Below are 17,385 nucleotides of genomic sequence, written 5' to 3'. Positions count from 1 at the left end.
TCCTAATTTTGAAAAAAAACAATTCGAAGAATGAGCCACAAAACCCTATTAAGCCGAAAGAGAGTTGCACTTGTAGCACATGATAATATGAAACCCCAGATATTAGAATGGGCTAAATACAACAAAAAAACACTTCAAAAGCATCAATTATTTGCTACAGGAACTACTGGGGCCTTAATAGAAGAGGTATTGGATATACATATAACCAAACTTATGAGTGGCCCTTTAGGCGGAGACCAGCAGATTGGTGCCCTAATAGCCGAAGGCAAAATAGATATTTTGATTTTCTTTTGGGATCCTATGTCTGCCCAACCTCACGACCCCGACATTAAAGCCCTTTTAAGACTAGGAGCGGTTTGGAATATTCCTATTGCCTGTAATCGTTCTTCTGCCGATTTTTTATTGACCTCGCCCCTAATGAATCAGGAATATGAGGCTAAATTACCCGATTATGTATCTTATTTAAACAGAAAAGTTTAATATACAGATCCTTATCAATACTTTTGCAAAAAAAAGCCTCCTTGAAGCTTAAATTACTTTTTCTATTACTCATTTTTCAATCTGCTCTTGGTGCAAAATCAGGACCAGAAGAATCGTATTATGTCGTTAACAACCTTTCTAAGGATTGGCATGTTTATGACCAAGAAAACGAAACTTTTCTACCTTATATTTCTGGAATTACGGGTTCAAACGCTGCCCATACCGTCATTTTTGATGTAAAAAAATATAAACACGCCAGTTTATTAATAAGAACAAGCGTACCCCATAGCTACATTTTCATTAATGGTCTGCTTTATAAAAACCTTGTTGCAGAACAATGGCTTATAATACCTATAAGTGAACTCAGCTCTTTTGGTGGAGAAATAGCTGTCTCTTTTTTTGGCAGTACTAATCCAGCTTATAAAGAAATTTTCATTGGCTCCAAAATTGATAACTCGGTTCAAAGCACTGGAATTATCAGAGACAACCTACTTCATATGAAAATGAGAAGCCTCCTCCCTCATTTTGATTTTTATATCTTGGTGTTAACACTTATTCTAGTTTTCATAACTGCATCTTCTTCCATTAACCCGAAAGCTTTTAACGAGTACTTTAATTTTAAGGACATTTTTACCGTAAAAATAAGAGATACTAGACTACTCATTAGCAAACCTTTAAACCAAATAAACATCATTTATGTGGTTTTATTGAGTTTGGTTTCCAGCTTTATATATATACTATTAAGAGGGAAAGGAATCTTCATATTCCAAAACCAATTTCCTAAAATTGAAAGCCTCTCTGGTTTAGCATTTTCTTTCGTTTTCTTAAGAGCCGTACTTATATGCCTAGCAGGATACTTCGGAAAATATTTTTTACTAAACATTGTAGGTAACCTTTTCGGGCTTGAGAAATCCATAAATATTCACTACTTCAAGCTAATTCAGTTCAATTTAGTTTTCTATTTATTAGCAAGTATTACGCTTTACACCCTTATCCTATCTCATCCATTAGAGCAGCCTAACTATGCTACCTTGGTACTCGTAACGGCTGTTTTAATCTATATGGTTAGAACCACTATTGTTTACTTTACCATTTTAAAAAGTACAGATATTCAAAGTCTTTATTTATTTGCATATCTTTGTGTCGTTGAAATATTGCCAATATTCATAGGTATTAGATTTGCCTTCTAGATTTAAATAACATGGAGAGTGATGAAAAGGCTAAGTCAATAACGGTTATTTCAGTAAAAACAAATTCTTGCTTAATATCCTGAATTTCGTTAACCCATTTAACAATAAAAATACGCTACTCTAGAATGAGTCAAAATTTAGAGCAAGACCAAATGCAAGAAAGGAATAGAAAGGTAGAAAGTATTTTAGTAACCTTATCTGATCCTATCAAAGCAGGAAAGAACAGTACACCATACGATAGACTAAAAGAAGACTATGGGATTAGGGTGGACTTCAGAAACTTTATTGCTATTGACGGTTTGTCCGCTAAAGAGTTTAGAAAACAAAAAGTAGATATACTTAGTCATACAGCAGTCATCTTTACAAGTAGACATGCCATTGACCATTTCTTTAGGCTTTGTGCCGAATTAAGGATTGAGATGCCCATTGACATGAAATACTTCTGCATTTCAGAACAAACGGCCAACTATCTTCAAAAGTACATTACGATAAGAAAACGTAAGATTTTCTTTGGAGAGAGAACCGCCATGGATTTGGAACCTTTTATATTGAAGCATAAGAAAGATAAATATCTTTTCCCATGTTCAAATATCAGAAATGACTCCATTCCTGACATTATGGAAAACGCTGGCATTCCATTGACAGAGGCTATTATTTATGAAACAGGCCCTGCAGATTTATCAGATCTGACAGATGTTTTCTATGACGTGATTTGCTTCTTTAGTCCGTCTGGAGTTCAGGCACTTGTACAGAACTTTGAGGGTTATCAGCAGAAGAAAACGAGATTGGCGGCTTTTGGGCCAACCACAGCTCAAGCGATTCTGGACGAAGGACTTATTCTTGACATACAAGCCCCGCTTCCAAATGCTCCTTCTATGGCCGGTGCTTTAGAACTCTACATTAAAGAGGCCAACGGTTTATAAATGAATTAAAACAATATCTTTTATTAAAACGGTCTCAAATTATGCTTCCCAAAGATTTTATGTTGATAAAATTTGTTATCCTTGTATAATTGGAACTACTTCGAGTCGTTTTATTAAAAACATTAAATTTTTGAATAAACTGTCGAGCTTAAGAAAACTGTTATTGGTCATGGCTTTAGGCCTTTTTGGACAATACTCCTTTGCCCAGTCAGACCCTCAGTTTACGCAATATGTTTTTAATTCTTTCTATCTAAATCCTGGTGCAACTGGTCTAGGGGGAAAAACTAATATCTCTGCGTTTTATAGGACACAATGGACGGGATATACAGGAACAAGTGGCTCTGGTGGTGCTCCTCAAAGTCAATTACTATCTGCTTCTATCCCTATTTCTCAGCTACAAGGTGGTGTAGGTATCTACTTTATGAATGACCAGATTGGTGGTGGAAACAGCAATCGGGAAATCAACCTATCCTACGCTTATCATAAAAGGATAGCAAATAACATTCTTGGAATTGGTATTTCATCTGGCTTATATTCAAGATCGTTAGACGGAGGAGAGTTTATTCCCCGAGAACCTGATGATAGTGCCATACCAACCAGTAAGATTAGTGAATCTCATGTGGATGTAAGTGCAGGTATATATCTTTACAACCCTTCGTATCAGTTGGGATTATCTGTAAAGCATATTAATCAACCATCTTTTGGATTCTCTACATTGACGGGTAAAAACCCTTTAAATAGGAGTTTATATTTAAATGGTAGTGTGCTAATTGGACTTTCATATACATTGGATTTTACCCCAATGTTTGTTATAAAAAGTGATTTTAAAACGGTGTCGCCAGAAATTGGAGGTTTGCTTTCTTATAACTCCTCCTACTGGGCTGGCTTAAATTACCGTTGGCAAGATGCGGCTTCTTTCCTAATAGGTGGAAACTTCCTGAATAATAAGGTAAAATTAGGGTATGCTTTTGATTACGTGGTGTTTGGAGATCTAGCAAAGGCTCCCACGTCTCATGAATTTATGCTTTCCTATACCTTAAGTGCCCCACGTTCGGGAAAGAAATCTATTATTCGTACTCCGCGATATAGATACTAATAATGAAACTAGACTTGAATGCGACTAAATCCGTAGATAGAAAAAATCATTATTAAAAATTGAATTCAGTTGGCATGATTTATGCAAATTGAACTCTTGAAAATAGATTACGTCCATAGAAAACCGCTTTGTGTATTTTCTTTGAACTTTAACTTATTTTCACAATAATAAAGAAACAGACAGCGTTTTTAGTCTGTTCTTTAGGACTTAACAGGCTTTATATACTAATAATTAATTTCTTGTTTATATGAACAGGCGTCTATTTAAAACATTATCGAAGACTTTGCTAATAGCAGTACCCGTGCTATTTACCATGCAGAGTTGTAGCTTCCTTAACAAAACCATGGAAAAAGTGGGTATAGGCAAAAAAGGAGGTGATATCGCTGGCGATGGACTGAGTGGCTTGGCCAATGGGGAAATTGTGGCCACAGCCAGAAAAGGATATAAGCAAACTGCACCTTCTGGAATGGTATTGATACCTTCTGGTTCTTATATCATGGGCCAGGCAGATCAAGACATTCTATCTTCTAGAGTCTCTATGAATAAAAGGGTTACTATTAATCCTTTCTATATGGACGACACGGAAATAACCAATTACGAGTACAGGACATTTGTAAACTATATGTTTGCAGATTCGGTATCTGTACTTGGAGAAGAATATATTACTTCAAAATTATCTCCTGACAGTACGGTATGGAGTAGAGATTTCTCCTATCATAACGGAGACCAAATGACGGAGTATTATTTCTCTAGTCCGGCTTTTGATACTTATCCAGTAGTAGGTGTGAGCTGGGATGCCGCTCAATATTTCTCAGAGTGGAGAACAAAACAGTACAACGCATATAGAGAAGAAAACGGACAATTTAAATCGCCAAGATTTAGACTACCTTCTGAGGCTGAATGGGAATGGGCTGCTAGAGGTGGTAAAGAAGGAGCTAAATACCCTTGGGGTAATCCTTATGTAGCCAATGGCAAAGGATGTTTCTTAGCCAACTTTAAACCATACAGAGGAAATTATAGAGCAGACGGATACCCGTACACCGCACCTGCAAACTCTTTTAATCCAAATGATTTTGGTTTATTCAATATGGCAGGAAACGTGTCTGAGTGGACACAAGATGCCTATTCTGAGTCATACATGCCTATCACTTGGGATTTAAATCCAGTATATGATGACCCAGACGAGCCAAGAAAAGTGATTAAAGGAGGTTCTTGGAAAGATGTAGCTTACTTTTTAGAGACAGGTACAACTACTTTTGAATATAGAAGCACAAGACGTTCTTATATCGGTTTCAGAAACGTAGTGGATAGACTTGGTTCTATACCAGGAAGAGAATAACAATAATTTTAAGCGGCTTAAAACCCGCTTTTTCTAATTCATAAAATAAACCAAATTCATATTATTTAATTAACTTTCTAATGGCAGCAAATAGAGAACCTAGCATTTTTTGGGATAAAATAATTCCTTTCTTTTACGGACTTGGAGCGGCAGTAGTAATTGTCGGTGCGTTAGGTAAAATTCAACATTACGATTGGGCTGGTGTAGCTTTACCAATTGGTCTTGGTACTGAGGCACTCATCTTCTTGATTTATGCTTTCCAGTCTGTCTTAAGACCAGATGAAGATTATAAATGGGAAAAGGTTTATCCAGAATTAGATGAGACTTACACGGGAGCTCCAAGAGCTACTAGCTCTGTAGCCAATGCAGGTCTTACTTCCAAAATGGACGACATGCTCGCTAACTCTGGCATGGATAACGAGATTTTTGATAATCTTAAAGTTGGTTTTAATAAACTAACGAGCACCGTTAGCAACCTTGGTGAAATATCTGACGCCACAGTAGCTACTGGAGAATATGCAGCAAATGTAACTCTAGCATCGAAAAAAGTTGGTGAAATGAATAATGCCTATGGCGTGGCTGTAACAGCTATGAACAGCATGGCGGATGCCACTAAAGATGCTCAAGAATATAGAGATCAATTTCAAAAAATCACTCAAAACATGGGTGCTTTAAACGCGGTTTACGAATTAGAGCTTCAGGATACCAATAAGCATCTTAAAGCAATGAATTCTTTTTACAGCAATCTCTCTTCTGCGATGTCTGATATGTCTGAAGCTTCTAAGGATACTCAGAACTTCAAACAAGAGCTTAACAAGCTTACAAATAACCTTACTTCGCTGAACTCTGTATACGGAAGTATGCTTTCAGCAATGAAAGGTTAGAAAAGAGACTTCTAAAAGAAATACTAAACCGTTTAAAACAAAGATATTATGGCTGGTGGAAAAGAATCACCTAGGCAGAAGATGATAAATATGATGTACCTGGTGTTGACAGCAATGTTAGCTTTACAGGTCAGCAATTCGATTCTTCAGAAATTCCTTACAATTGATAATAGTCTTATAGCAGCAAATACTCAAGCAAATACCTCCAATGCAAGAATCATAGAATCTATGAAAGTTGCAGTGGATAAAGCTGGAAACAAACCAGAGTATGTACTTCTTTTACACGCTGCCGATAGTGTAAGAAGTTCTACTTCTAGGATAAATAGCTATATAGAAACTTTAAGAACAAGAATTATACAGGAAGCTGGAAAGGGTATTGACCCAGAAACCAACCAAATTATAAATCTTGCCGAGGAAGAGAAAATATCTAACATTTTTGTAGGTAGTGGAAACAAGAAAGATGGTGAAGGTTATAAACTGCAAAAGTTACTAAGAGCGTATTCCACTGGAATAGCTAAGTATACCAAAGGTGCGGTTACTCTTTCAGATTTAGCACCGGATGCAAAAGACGACCCTGCATTTAGCGGAACTAAAGACCCAGGTGAACTAAACAAAGATTTTGCTCAGGTCATGTTTTTAGCTACTCCTGTGCCTGCTGCATTAGCTTCTTTAAGCCAGAAACAATCTGAACTAAGAAGACAAGAGGCAGAAGTGTTAAGTCACCTTGCTCAACAAGTTGGAGCTAAAGAAATAAAATTTGATAAGATTTTTGCCGTAGTAATTCCAGATTCTAGAACGGTAGTGGCAGGACAAACATATAAGGCTGATGTGGCCATTGGAGCATACTCTAGTGCTATTACACCTAAAATCAGTATCAATGGCTCTCCTTTAGCTGTAGTAGATGGTAAAGGAACTTATGAGACTAGAGCTCAAGGTGGAGAATATGATTCAAACGGACAATTAAAAAGAACTTATAAAGCGACTATCTCCTATCCGAAACCAGACGGTTCAACAGAGTTAGTAGAGCAAGAAGAAACTTATACGGTACTTAAACCATCTGTACAACTAGAGTCGGCTTCATTGCCAGCACTTTATTTCAGATGTGCCAATAAACTTCAAACCAGCTCTCCAGGACTAGGCGTTCTATTTAAGCCTACTTTTAGTGGTCAAGGTGCAGACTTTATTGCTGGTGGAGGAGGTAACGTAACAGTAGTGCCTAATGCTAATAAGGTGGTACTAAACGTAAACAATGATGGGATAAACTTACAATCTTTCCCTTTTAAAGTGAGACGTGTACCTAAGCCAACTATTCAAGTATTGGCTAATAATGCACCAGTAACAGATAATGTTAGCCAGAGAGGCCTTTCTGCTTCATCTGTAAGAACGATAAACGTTGTAGCTATATCAGATGAGGATTTTAAAAATAACAATCCCGAAGATGCTAGTTTCAAAGTTACAGACTATGACGTTTTCTTAGCCTCTGGGGTTAGACCTAAAGGAAACTTGAAAGGAATCAGCGGAAATCAAAGTTTAAATGACCTTGCACGCAATGCTGAGCCTGGAGATCGTTATGTTATTACTATTAATAAAGTAATGCGAAGAAACTTTAAAGGAGAAACCGAAGAAGTCAATGTTGGAGAGATGACCGTTCAGATTCCTTTGAAATAATTTTAAATTAAATGTCAATGAAAAAATTCAAATCGCTAGCTATTTTGACTGGTTTAATTATCAGTCAGGTAGCCTTTGGTCAGGAAAAATCGGACAATGGGCTCAATCCATTGTCATTACGCCCAATTCATGAATCAAACGTGGCCTACAAAGTGGGTTTATGGAGACGAGTGGATTTGAGAGAAAAACAGAATCAGCCTCTTTTTGCCAATAATAATGAGATCACTAAATATCTTATTGAAGGTGTCAAATCAGGTATTTTGGATGCATACGCGGAAGATAATTTAGAAGAAAGATTAACTTTAGACGAGTTTAACCAACGCATGTTTAAGCGTTTTGAAGGTGGCGGCCTTTCACAAGAGGAACTAGACGCTGGATTTGGAACAGAAGATGCTGCAGCAGACGATGGATGGGGAGAGTCTACATCTACTGGCGGAGACGCTGGATGGGGTGAAGAAACAACCACTGAAGATAACACGCAAAATGGAAAAATAACCACAGCAAATGCTTCTCAAGCACCTTCGGATGGTTACGAAATGTTCCCTAATGAATTCTACCTTTTAGAGTTAAGAGAAGATTGGATTTTTGACAGACAACGTTCTCGTCAGTATTTTGATATCCAAACTATCAGTATCAAGATTCCTGCAGAAGCATCCACGGATGGTCTGGAGAAAACTTTAGCCTCTTTTAAATATAAAGATTTAGAGCATTTCTTTAAGAATAATCCAAATGCAGTATGGTATAATGAGGCCAATACAGCTAAACATATCAACCTTGCAGATGCTTTTGAATTAAGATTATTCCATGGTCGTATCGTTAAAAAGTCTAATTCAATGAATAAATATTTAGACGAACAATACAAATCACCTAAAGAGGCTCTTAACAAATCTCAAGCACTGGAATATGAGCTTATTGAATTTGAGCATAACCTTTGGGAGTTCTAAATATAGCAACCATCAAGAAATCAAAATCCTTGCTCTAACGAGTGAGGATTTTTTTTTGTTTAATGGATATCCCAAAAGAAGGGGTAAAAACTTTTAGCCCTTCGACATTAGCTCGGGGTAAACGCTATACTAATTTCCTTTAATTGTCTGATTTATTGTGATTTAAAACTCATAACGATTCCCCAACGCATAATCCGAGTTAAATCAATATTAGATATCAAAATTAAACATATAAGACATCTTAAGTATCTCATCCGTAGCCATACCCACAAGACTTGGTGGCTTTATTCCAAACGCCGTCATATCCACTTCAAACCTCCCATAAATAGATAATTTACCGTTTTCAATCTTCTGCTCACCCGAAATGCTAAATGGCTTGGTTACCCCATGAAAAACTAACTTCCCATTGGCCGTGACTTTTTGACCATTATAAACCAGCTCCTCAGCAGAAAAAGTGACACTAGGATATTTCAAGGCTTCTGTAGCTTCTATCACATGAGAATCTCTATTAGAATTTCCGCTATCAAAACTATTTATCGCCGCTTTAACAGCTATAATCTCCAATTGTTGGCTCTCATCATTAAACACAGCAATACAATTAAAGTCTTTGGCAGAAGCTTCAAAACTATGCAAAGTATGATGCAAGCTATACATCAAAGATGAAGAATTCCCATCTGCCACAACCTTCCTTTTAGTCAATGGCTCAGCCATAAAACTACCAAGCATACAAAAACCAATGAGTACTAAAAAATTCTTTTTCATATTTCTATCATTTTAAAACTCAAGTTTGATGGTGACTATAGAAGCCGTGTAAACTGCAAAAGTACCTATGGCAGCCGCTCTGTGCCACTTTTTATCCACATTACCCCTACTCACCTGATTCGCCAAAATATTGGTCGCTATCATGCCTGTCATGTGTGTAATGGCCATCATTTTATGAAGTTTAATATTGTCAAACTTCTTTCTGTTGACCATTGGCGGTGGAGAAAATAAAGCCATTAAAGCACTTGTACCATAAGCTATATTGGTACCTAAAGCAACCTTTTGATGAGCATCACGAACGTTAAAATTACCATTATAAAGCTTCGGTCCTAAAATCGCTTGTGTTATCATTCCTCCTGCTGCTAAAAGACCGGTGGCTTGATGTATGTTGAACATATTTCTTCTTGCCTTTAACTCTCTTTCTCTACTTGCTGCTGATAATTCCTTAGGTGCAAAACCCACCTTCCTATATAAGCCATTTTGTCCCCAGAGCATACGTTGGGTAAAAAGCATTTTCTCTGGTAAGTAAACAGGTTCCGTTTCTTCGGCTTCCAAATCACCTAATAACTCATCCATAGATATCTCTTGAGCTAGAACCACAACTTGAATTCCAAAAATGAGAAACAGAAATAAAGCAATTCTTTTCATTTATACTTTGTTTAAACTTTCATAAATTAAGCAGATACTTTCAAAGCGTTTTTATCTGCGGCCAATACTGTTTTAAAAATTGTTAGAGGAGCAGATGCAGGGTCCTTTGTTACGGCACCAGAAGAAGAAAACAAAGAGCCATGATTAGGGCACCTGAAGTCATTTGAATTAGAACGATATTCTATCTTCCTTCCTTCATGGGTACATTTTTTTGATAAAGCTATAAAGTTCTTAGAGCCTGTATTCACAATTATAATGTCACCAGCATATTCAAATCCCCCATCGGTAAGCAGTTTTGAGAAATTTGCATTTGTAAGATCAATTGTAAAGTCTATTGAAGAACCGGTACTAGTACCCACAATACCTGAGACAGCATTACCATCACCTGGATTTGTGCTATCTACTGGGCTCGGGTCATCTTCTGAGCTACATGACGCTAATGTACCCAAGCAGTAAAACGCCATTAAGGCCTTTGAACTCATCCCTAAAGTTTTCAAAAACTGACCTCTGCTTACTTCTTTGTTTTGCATATTTTTAAAATTTAAAATAATATGCAGCCAATACGAGAAAGGGAGAATAAAGGTTGTGCTAACTTAGTTATTAAGTTGAATTTTAGTAGAAATAAAAAGTCCAGTAGTTAATAGTTTCACATTCCCTTAACCCACTTTCCTTATTGGCACTTTAAGAAACGTCTCTAAATAACTTCTCTTTTTGGAGGAAATAGCTTAAACCCATTGGCATCAAAAAAAGGAATGATCTTGGTACACCTTTTTTGCGTACCCTGATCATCCGTTTTGCGGTCAAAATGAAGAAAAACAAATTGGAGTTCTCTCGCTTCATTTAGGAACAATATGTTCAGATGAAAAGAAAGCTTACTGTATTGAAATTTTATTTACTAAAACCTCTGATTCCTAATGCTCGCTATGAGCAGCATCATACCCCAGAGCGAAAACCAAAGTTTCCAAAATACCTCCAACGATAAAGATGAACAAATCACCAAATACAGCTAAAATTGTAAGTATGGCTAGGTAAATAACAATCATTAACCAACTCGGAATTTTTGAAGATATACTTTCAGACATTATATACTAGTTTTAAATTTGAAACGAAGCTACGAAAATTAGTATTTCGAAAGAACGGAAAAAGTGATTTTAATTATTAATCGGGTTAAAAAAGGATAGAATATGGCATTCATTTCTGAAATTGCATGGATTTAACTTTTAAAAATCGAAATAAAGAAACAGCTAAATAGCCTAATCTCTCGTACTTGGTAGTGATGAAGAAACGCTCCTCTATTATTGTTTTTATACTGGGGTTCAGCCTTTTGCAAAACCATTCTTTTGCACAGGATTCCCCATATTATGAAAGACCTAGGGAGCGTAAACTAACCAACAACGATATAGCCCTTCCGAATCTAAAAACAGAGAAAATATATTGGTATTTTGGAGCAAATGGTGGCTTAAAAATTCAAAATCAAAGGCTATCAGACAATCTCAATGGTAGTATTGGGGTACCAAACATCAATACCACCTATTGGGAAGCTTTTTTTGGGATTAATAATGATGACAGATGGCAGGCGGAGCTTGGATACCTTCATAATCCTTTCACGCTATTCTGGCATTTATCAGACAATAGTGGTGTAGGAATTCCCATACAATTTAAAACCAATGAAATAAACGGAACCTTAGCCTTAAGGTATAAGAAAAGAATAGTTGTTTTAGACAAGGTTACCAAAAACACGAGACTTAACTTAACTGGAGGGCTACAATACAGTCCAGACAGGCAAACTAAGACTTTGGGCATTTACAGATTAAGGGTGCCGATTGGCAGAACGTTTTCAGACACGCTCTTTGTCTCTAGCGAATTCAAACAAAAGGCTGCCCCCGTATCCGGGGAGTTGGGAATTGAGTTGATTAGCAGGTTAGCTGACCCCATTGAGATAGGCATTTACGCCAAATATGTACTTAACGCCAAGAACCTTTTCAGCACAGATATTCTCTTAGACACTACCACGAGCGAACCACTTAACGCTCAGCTTTCACTAAATCCAGGAACCCTAATGTTAGGCGTTACCATGCGTTGGAATTTTCTTCATGGTATAAGGTATATAGCAGTCATGGAATAGATTACAGGCTAAAAATGCTTCTTAAAATAGGGATAGATTAAATAAAAATGTTAACATTGTATAAAATAAATTCCCCGAAACTAAAACATTATCAACATGAGTAAATTTGCAGAATGTGTAGAGTTGTATAAGGCTCAAAATTCAGAACTAGGTCTTGGTTTAACTGAATCGCTATTAACAAGCGTAGCAAAAGGACTTGGTCCGTCTATTTATAATGCCGACTCTTCAAAAGTTTCTGGTACAGATAAATCCGAATTGGAGCGTGTAAAAACAAATTTCCTAATCAAAAAACTCGGCTTGGCAGACAGCCCTGCTTTAGATGCCGCTATAGCCGAAGTTATGGAGAAAATGGGCAGCTCTAACCGCAACAAATACCGTGCAGTTGTGTATGCCCTCCTTACTGTAAAATTTGGTAAAGAAAGTATTTATAACTGATACTTGGCACTTTCTTATTCAAGCCTTGGTTTAATATTTAAATCAAGGCTTTTGTGTTTTAATTCTTATGCGATATATCGCCATTTTCATTGTAAGACTTTATCAGGCAGCTCTTTCGCCGTGGTTTCCACCAGCATGTAGATTTGAACCTACCTGCTCAGAATATTCTGTTCAAGCTTTCACAAAACATGGATTTCTCAAAGGCTTTTACCTTACCGTAAATAGACTGAGAAAATGCCATCCCTGGGGTGGAAGTGGGTCTGACCCTGTTCCTGACTAAAATTGTACTTTAAGGGGTCAATCTTTTAATTATCCAATAAATTTCAATTTTGAAACCGTAGTCAACAGAGTACATTAGAAATGTATTTAACTTTGATTCTTTACTATCATTAAAACCGCGTCGCTGTGGCTATTATAACACCTAAGAAATACTTTATTATTGACTTTGATAGCACTTTTACGAAAGTAGAAGGCTTAGACGAACTTGCTAATATTGCTTTAAAAGGTTCTCCAAATCAAGAAACCACTGTAGCTGAAATTAAAAGGCTTACAGATTTGGGGATGAGTGGAGAAATTTCCTTCGAAGAAGCTTTATCGAAAAGACTAGCCTTATTAAATGCTAACAAAGAACATATTGCAGAATTAGTAGAATTCCTGAAAGATAACATTTCCGACTCCTTTGCCAGAAATGAAGTGTTTTTTGAACTTTGCTCTGACCAAGTTATCATCTTATCCAGTGGATTTAAGGATTTCATAGTTCCAGTGGCGACTTCACTTGGCGTAAAAGAGGAAAACATATATGCCAACACCTTCACTTTTGACGCTGAAGGAAATATCACTGGTGCAGATACTGAGAATGTTCTGGCTGGAAATGGCGGTAAAGTGAAGCTTATTAAGTCTTTAAATTTAGACGGTGAGGTTCATGTTATTGGAGATGGTTTTACAGATTATGAAATCAGAGCCAATGGTTTGGCAGAAAGCTTCTACGCCTTTATTGAAAATGTGGAACGTGCCAACGTCATGGAGAAAGCTGACCATGTGGTAAAAAGCCTCGATGAGGTTTTATGGATAAATCACCTTCCAAGAAGCCAGTCCTATCCAAAATCTAGAATTAAGATTCTTTTATTAGAAAACGTTCATCAAGCTGCAGTAGCGGCCTTTAAGAACGAGGGCTTCGATGTAGAGTTTCATGTCGGTGCTTTGGATGAAGAAGAGCTTATTGAGAAAATAAAAGACGCTTCTATCGTTGGACTACGTTCTAAGACATTATTGACTGCCCGAGTGCTAGAACACGCCGAAAAGCTAATTGCAGTAGGTGCGTTTTGTATTGGAACCAACCAAATAGATTTGGCCAAGTGTACAGAAATGGGCGTGGCGGTATTTAACGCCCCATATAGTAACACCAGGTCTGTGGTGGAGCTGGCCATAGGCGAAATGATAATGTTGATTAGAAAAATCCCGTCTAACAGCGAAAGAATGCACCATGGAAAATGGAATAAGTCTGCGACTAATTCCTTCGAAATAAGGGGGAAAAAACTTGGCCTTATCGGCTATGGACACATAGGCATGCAGCTTTCTGTAGTGGCAGAAGCCATGGGAATGGAAGTCTACTTTTATGATGCCACAGATAAAATGCCGATTGGTAATGCTATCAAATACCGCTCTATGAAAGAGGTTTTTGAAGTAGCTGATGTGGTTAGTTTACATATTGACGGTAGAGAAGAAAACACCAACTTAATTACCGCAAAGGAATTTGCTCAAATGAAAGATGGCGTGATATTCCTTAACCTTGCAAGAGGTTTTGTGGTAGACATACCATCATTGGTTGATGCCTTAAAATCTGGAAAAGTTTCCGGAGCTGGAGTAGACGTATTTCCTTTAGAACCTAAAACCAACGCTGAGCCATTTGAAAGCGAGCTTTCTGGCATGGAAAACGTTATTCTTTCTCCGCATATTGGAGGAAGTACCGAAGAGGCTCAGGAAATGATTGGTCACTATGTACCAGAAAGGTTATTGGAATATATCAATAACGGTAGTACTACGGGTAGTGTAAACTTCCCTGAAGTACAACTTCCAGTACTTGGAGAAAGCCACAGATTACTTCATATACATAATAACGTACCAGGTATCATGGCTAAGATTAACAGCCTTTGTGCCAAACACGATATCAACGTATCTGGTCAGTATCTTAAAACCAATGAGACCATTGGTTATGTAATCATGGATGTGAACAGATCTTACTCTCCAGAATTCTTAGAAGGATTAAAAGAAATATCTGATACAATTAAGTTTAGAAAGCTATTTTAAAAAGCTAATACCTAAATAAATTTAAGCTTGGTAAAACGAAGAGGATTGAAAGGTTTTTCAATTTCGTTTTACCAAGCTTTCTTATTTTTCAGTTTTTGATAAATGAAACGGGGACAAAATGTGTGCTAACTGTTTTGAAGCACATTGAAGGATTAGTCTACAAGCATAGGCTTCGACTACTTATACTCAGGGTCTCCTGAAAAATAACATAATTTAAAAGTCCTCCTTATTTCCAAAATGCAGTTTAAAGCTCAGTCAAAATTCATTCTTCTTAATATTACGGAATCAAGTAATATTGACTGTACAAATTAATTTTTGTTGATGATTTATGACGTTTCGCCACTGCGATTGCTTTTTACCTAAACAAAAATAACGTTCGAGGTAATGCTGCCAAAACCGTGCATTTTAGCTCAAATTTTTCGCTGACCCTACTTACAGTTTTTAAAAACCAAAAAAATCACAAACACAGCTAAAATGGGAAGCCCCCATTTCATCCAATTGGCCATCATACCTGCCTTCTGAACTTCGTCCAAAGAAGATTTTATCTCACCACCTTTAAAATCCCCTAACATATCAAAATTCAACATAGCGGATAAACGTGAAAGCTCAGTTGGCATCGCAGCCTTAACACTATCTTTTTGGCTCATTAATAAACTAGCTAATCCAGCCATCCCGAGTCCATTAGACTTTACTTCCTTTCCTATTATCCTCACTAGTACAGGAGTGATTATACTCAAAAGTGAAGATGCAGAGGAGCTATCAAGACCACTAAAAGACCCAATGGCGTCAGTGACTTTTTCCTTATTTTTTCCAAAAAGTGTATTTAAAATACCTGAACCTCCACTAATCAAATCGGCAGACTTAGCGGGATTGGATAATACGGTACCGAGATTGTCTAAAATACCAATATACTGGTCTTCAATTAAAAATACCATTAAGGTATTGAGTCCACTTTGCGTAGAACCTTGATTCATAATGCCTCCTAAAATAGTAGGAAGTGATCCACTTAAAGCTTTTGACACCAATGAGGGTTTTACCTCTAAAAAATCTGAAATTTGTTCAAGTATGGATTTTGAAAAATAACCATCTGCAAGGTTAATAAAGTTTGTTGGCATAAAATTAAAGGGGTTTTAACCGTCTAAACAGCAATCAATAACCTGGTATTCATTGCTTTCTAAACTTTGGACTAGCTAAAGTATGTAAGTCACGCTAGTTCTCAAAAAAACATCCAATAAATTACTCCTAAAAGAATATTTGACAGCTAGTTAATCCCAATACAAAATAAGGTTTTGAGCATATCTATAACCTATTTATTAACTCCTTAAACAGAAAAATCATCTTAGACTCTGATTTATAGGCCGCTGACAAAATATTTTCTCTATTTGCCATTTTCAGTAATTTATTCATAACCTTACCCCTTATGGCTGAAATAATAAGAAAAAACACCGCTCTTTAAATCCTATCTAGACTTCAAAACGAAGCCATTTTCCACAGGACTTGCTATTAATAAACGACTTCACATGGCCTCATAAAACTTTGCCTGTTATGCATTGATTATACGGTCGGTAGTCATTAAGTTAATTGCACTCGTCGAGCTGATTTCAAAAGTAAAAAGTCTATACATTACCAGAACTACCGTGTATCCGTTCTTAAAGGAAGCTTTCGAGAATGAATGTGGATAGAGCCTCTTCACATTGTTTAAATGACATAGGAAGCTCTTTTACAGCTTAATCGCTTTCTTTCGCTACATTTATATTTATGAAAAGAGACTGGCGAGATAAAATGCACGAAATCATTTACGAAGCCGACACCAAGGAGGGAAAACTCTTTGATGTCGCTTTGTTATGGCTTATACTGGCTTCCGTCGTGTTGGTTATGCTGGGTAGTGTCAAAAGCCTAGATACGCAGTATCACCGTATTTTTAACATTGCAGAATGGACCATCACCATTTTGTTTTCCATGGAGTACATCTGCCGAATTATCTGTATTAAGAAGCCTTGGAGTTACATTTTCTCTTTTTATGGTGTAATTGACCTAATCGCCACTATCCCAAAGTACCTTTCTATATTTTTTGTGGGCACTGGTGCTTTATTAGCATTTCGCTCACTAAGACTTTTGAGAATGTTCAGAATCCTTAAACTAGGTACCTACATAGGAGAATCTAACAAACTAAAAGTGGCTTTAATAGCCTCTAAAACCAAAATTGCGGTCTTTCTTTTTGCCATTATTATCTTATGTACCATTTTGGGCACAGTCATGTTTTTGATTGAAGATGAGGCTGCAGGCTTTACGAGTATACCTAAAAGCATATACTGGGCGGTAGTGACGTTAACCACCGTAGGTTACGGCGACATAGCCCCGCAAACCGTTCTCGGGCAGTTTATTGCTAGTTTAATGATGATTTTAGGATATGGCATTATCGCCATACCTACAGGAATAGTAAGTTCAGAAATTACGCGTCAAACCTTGAAAAAGGAAGATATCAAAACTGTTTCGTGTGCAAACTGCACAGCAGAAAACCATGCTAGAAATGCTAACTTTTGCTACAAATGTGGTGAACCAATATAATTACTGAACAATTTGT

18 protein-coding genes are annotated in these 17,385 nt (G+C 36.9%); 13 read left to right on the top strand and 5 right to left on the bottom strand.

Annotated features, from left to right (window positions below):
• Window positions 1-30: 30 nt before the first annotated feature.
• From ACSBFT_RS01100 to porN, 8 genes are all read left to right on the top strand, one after another.
• A complete protein-coding gene (locus ACSBFT_RS01100) occupies window positions 31-480 on the top strand; it encodes a methylglyoxal synthase (protein WP_463045038.1) in 450 nt (149 codons plus the stop codon).
• 41 nt (window positions 481-521) lie between these two features.
• Window positions 522-1,670, top strand: a complete 1,149-nt coding sequence (locus ACSBFT_RS01095; protein ID WP_489602970.1) for a DUF4271 domain-containing protein — start codon at window positions 522-524, stop codon at window positions 1,668-1,670.
• Between the two features lie 125 nt (window positions 1,671-1,795).
• Window positions 1,796-2,593, top strand: a complete 798-nt coding sequence (locus ACSBFT_RS01090; RefSeq protein ID WP_463047248.1) for a uroporphyrinogen-III synthase — start codon at window positions 1,796-1,798, stop codon at window positions 2,591-2,593.
• A gap of 130 nt (window positions 2,594-2,723) precedes the next feature.
• Entirely contained in the window at window positions 2,724-3,689 is a 966-nt protein-coding gene (locus ACSBFT_RS01085) for a PorP/SprF family type IX secretion system membrane protein (protein WP_463047247.1), read from the top strand.
• Window positions 3,690-3,936: 247 nt separating this feature from the next.
• Window positions 3,937-5,028 (top strand): T9SS ring complex lipoprotein PorK/GldK, encoded by a 1,092-nt coding sequence (porK, locus tag ACSBFT_RS01080; RefSeq protein ID WP_463047246.1) that lies wholly within the window; start codon window positions 3,937-3,939, stop codon window positions 5,026-5,028.
• Between the two features lie 80 nt (window positions 5,029-5,108).
• Window positions 5,109-5,912 (top strand): type IX secretion system motor protein PorL/GldL, encoded by an 804-nt coding sequence (gene porL, locus ACSBFT_RS01075; protein WP_463047245.1) that lies wholly within the window; start codon window positions 5,109-5,111, stop codon window positions 5,910-5,912.
• A gap of 48 nt (window positions 5,913-5,960) precedes the next feature.
• Window positions 5,961-7,580, top strand: coding sequence for a type IX secretion system motor protein PorM/GldM (gene porM / locus ACSBFT_RS01070; RefSeq protein ID WP_463047244.1), 1,620 nt, complete (start codon window positions 5,961-5,963; stop codon window positions 7,578-7,580).
• 17 nt (window positions 7,581-7,597) lie between these two features.
• Window positions 7,598-8,524, top strand: a complete 927-nt coding sequence (porN, locus tag ACSBFT_RS01065) for a type IX secretion system ring subunit PorN/GldN (protein ID WP_463047243.1) — start codon at window positions 7,598-7,600, stop codon at window positions 8,522-8,524.
• Between the two features lie 210 nt (window positions 8,525-8,734).
• Here the strand turns inward: porN and ACSBFT_RS01060 are convergent, their stop codons facing one another.
• The 4 genes from ACSBFT_RS01060 to ACSBFT_RS01045 form a co-directional block, all read right to left on the bottom strand.
• Entirely contained in the window at window positions 8,735-9,286 is a 552-nt protein-coding gene (locus tag ACSBFT_RS01060) for a YceI family protein (protein ID WP_489602968.1), read from the bottom strand.
• Window positions 9,287-9,298: 12 nt separating this feature from the next.
• The gene (locus ACSBFT_RS01055; RefSeq protein ID WP_489602967.1) at window positions 9,299-9,934 is read right to left on the bottom strand and encodes a hypothetical protein; all 636 of its coding nucleotides are present in this window, start codon (window positions 9,932-9,934) and stop codon (window positions 9,299-9,301) included.
• 26 nt (window positions 9,935-9,960) lie between these two features.
• Window positions 9,961-10,464 carry a QcrA and Rieske domain-containing protein gene (locus ACSBFT_RS01050; protein WP_489602966.1) on the bottom strand — a complete coding sequence of 168 codons (504 nt, stop codon included), beginning with the start codon at window positions 10,462-10,464 and terminating at the stop codon, window positions 9,961-9,963.
• A gap of 381 nt (window positions 10,465-10,845) precedes the next feature.
• On the bottom strand, window positions 10,846-11,016 hold the full coding sequence (locus ACSBFT_RS01045; RefSeq protein WP_489602965.1) for a hypothetical protein: 171 nt from the start codon (window positions 11,014-11,016) through the stop codon (window positions 10,846-10,848).
• Window positions 11,017-11,210: 194 nt separating this feature from the next.
• On the opposite strand from ACSBFT_RS01045, the gene ACSBFT_RS01040 reads away from it, so the two are divergent.
• The 4 genes from ACSBFT_RS01040 (at window position 11,211) to serA (ending at window position 14,801) form a co-directional block, all read left to right on the top strand.
• On the top strand, window positions 11,211-12,059 hold the full coding sequence (locus tag ACSBFT_RS01040; protein WP_489602964.1) for a hypothetical protein: 849 nt from the start codon (window positions 11,211-11,213) through the stop codon (window positions 12,057-12,059).
• Window positions 12,060-12,155: 96 nt separating this feature from the next.
• Window positions 12,156-12,494: a DUF2853 family protein gene (locus tag ACSBFT_RS01035; protein ID WP_463049072.1), complete on the top strand. Its 339-nt coding sequence runs from the start codon at window positions 12,156-12,158 to the stop codon at window positions 12,492-12,494.
• Window positions 12,495-12,561: 67 nt separating this feature from the next.
• Window positions 12,562-12,774 carry a membrane protein insertion efficiency factor YidD gene (gene yidD, locus ACSBFT_RS01030; protein ID WP_463049071.1) on the top strand — a complete coding sequence of 71 codons (213 nt, stop codon included), beginning with the start codon at window positions 12,562-12,564 and terminating at the stop codon, window positions 12,772-12,774.
• A 125-nt stretch (window positions 12,775-12,899) separates the two neighbouring features.
• Window positions 12,900-14,801 (top strand): phosphoglycerate dehydrogenase, encoded by a 1,902-nt coding sequence (serA, locus tag ACSBFT_RS01025; RefSeq protein WP_489602962.1) that lies wholly within the window; start codon window positions 12,900-12,902, stop codon window positions 14,799-14,801.
• Window positions 14,802-15,229: 428 nt separating this feature from the next.
• On the opposite strand, the gene ACSBFT_RS01020 is transcribed toward serA, so the two are convergent.
• Entirely contained in the window at window positions 15,230-15,916 is a 687-nt protein-coding gene (locus tag ACSBFT_RS01020) for a DUF937 domain-containing protein (RefSeq protein WP_489602961.1), read from the bottom strand.
• Between the two features lie 643 nt (window positions 15,917-16,559).
• Between ACSBFT_RS01020 and ACSBFT_RS01015 the strand changes: the two genes are divergently transcribed.
• Window positions 16,560-17,369 (top strand): ion transporter, encoded by an 810-nt coding sequence (locus tag ACSBFT_RS01015; RefSeq protein ID WP_463049068.1) that lies wholly within the window; start codon window positions 16,560-16,562, stop codon window positions 17,367-17,369.
• Window positions 17,370-17,385: the final 16 nt, after the last annotated feature.

It is taken from the genome of Arcticibacterium sp. SM2516 (assembly GCF_057914865.1).
This window is presented reverse-complemented; position numbering and strand designations above follow the sequence as displayed.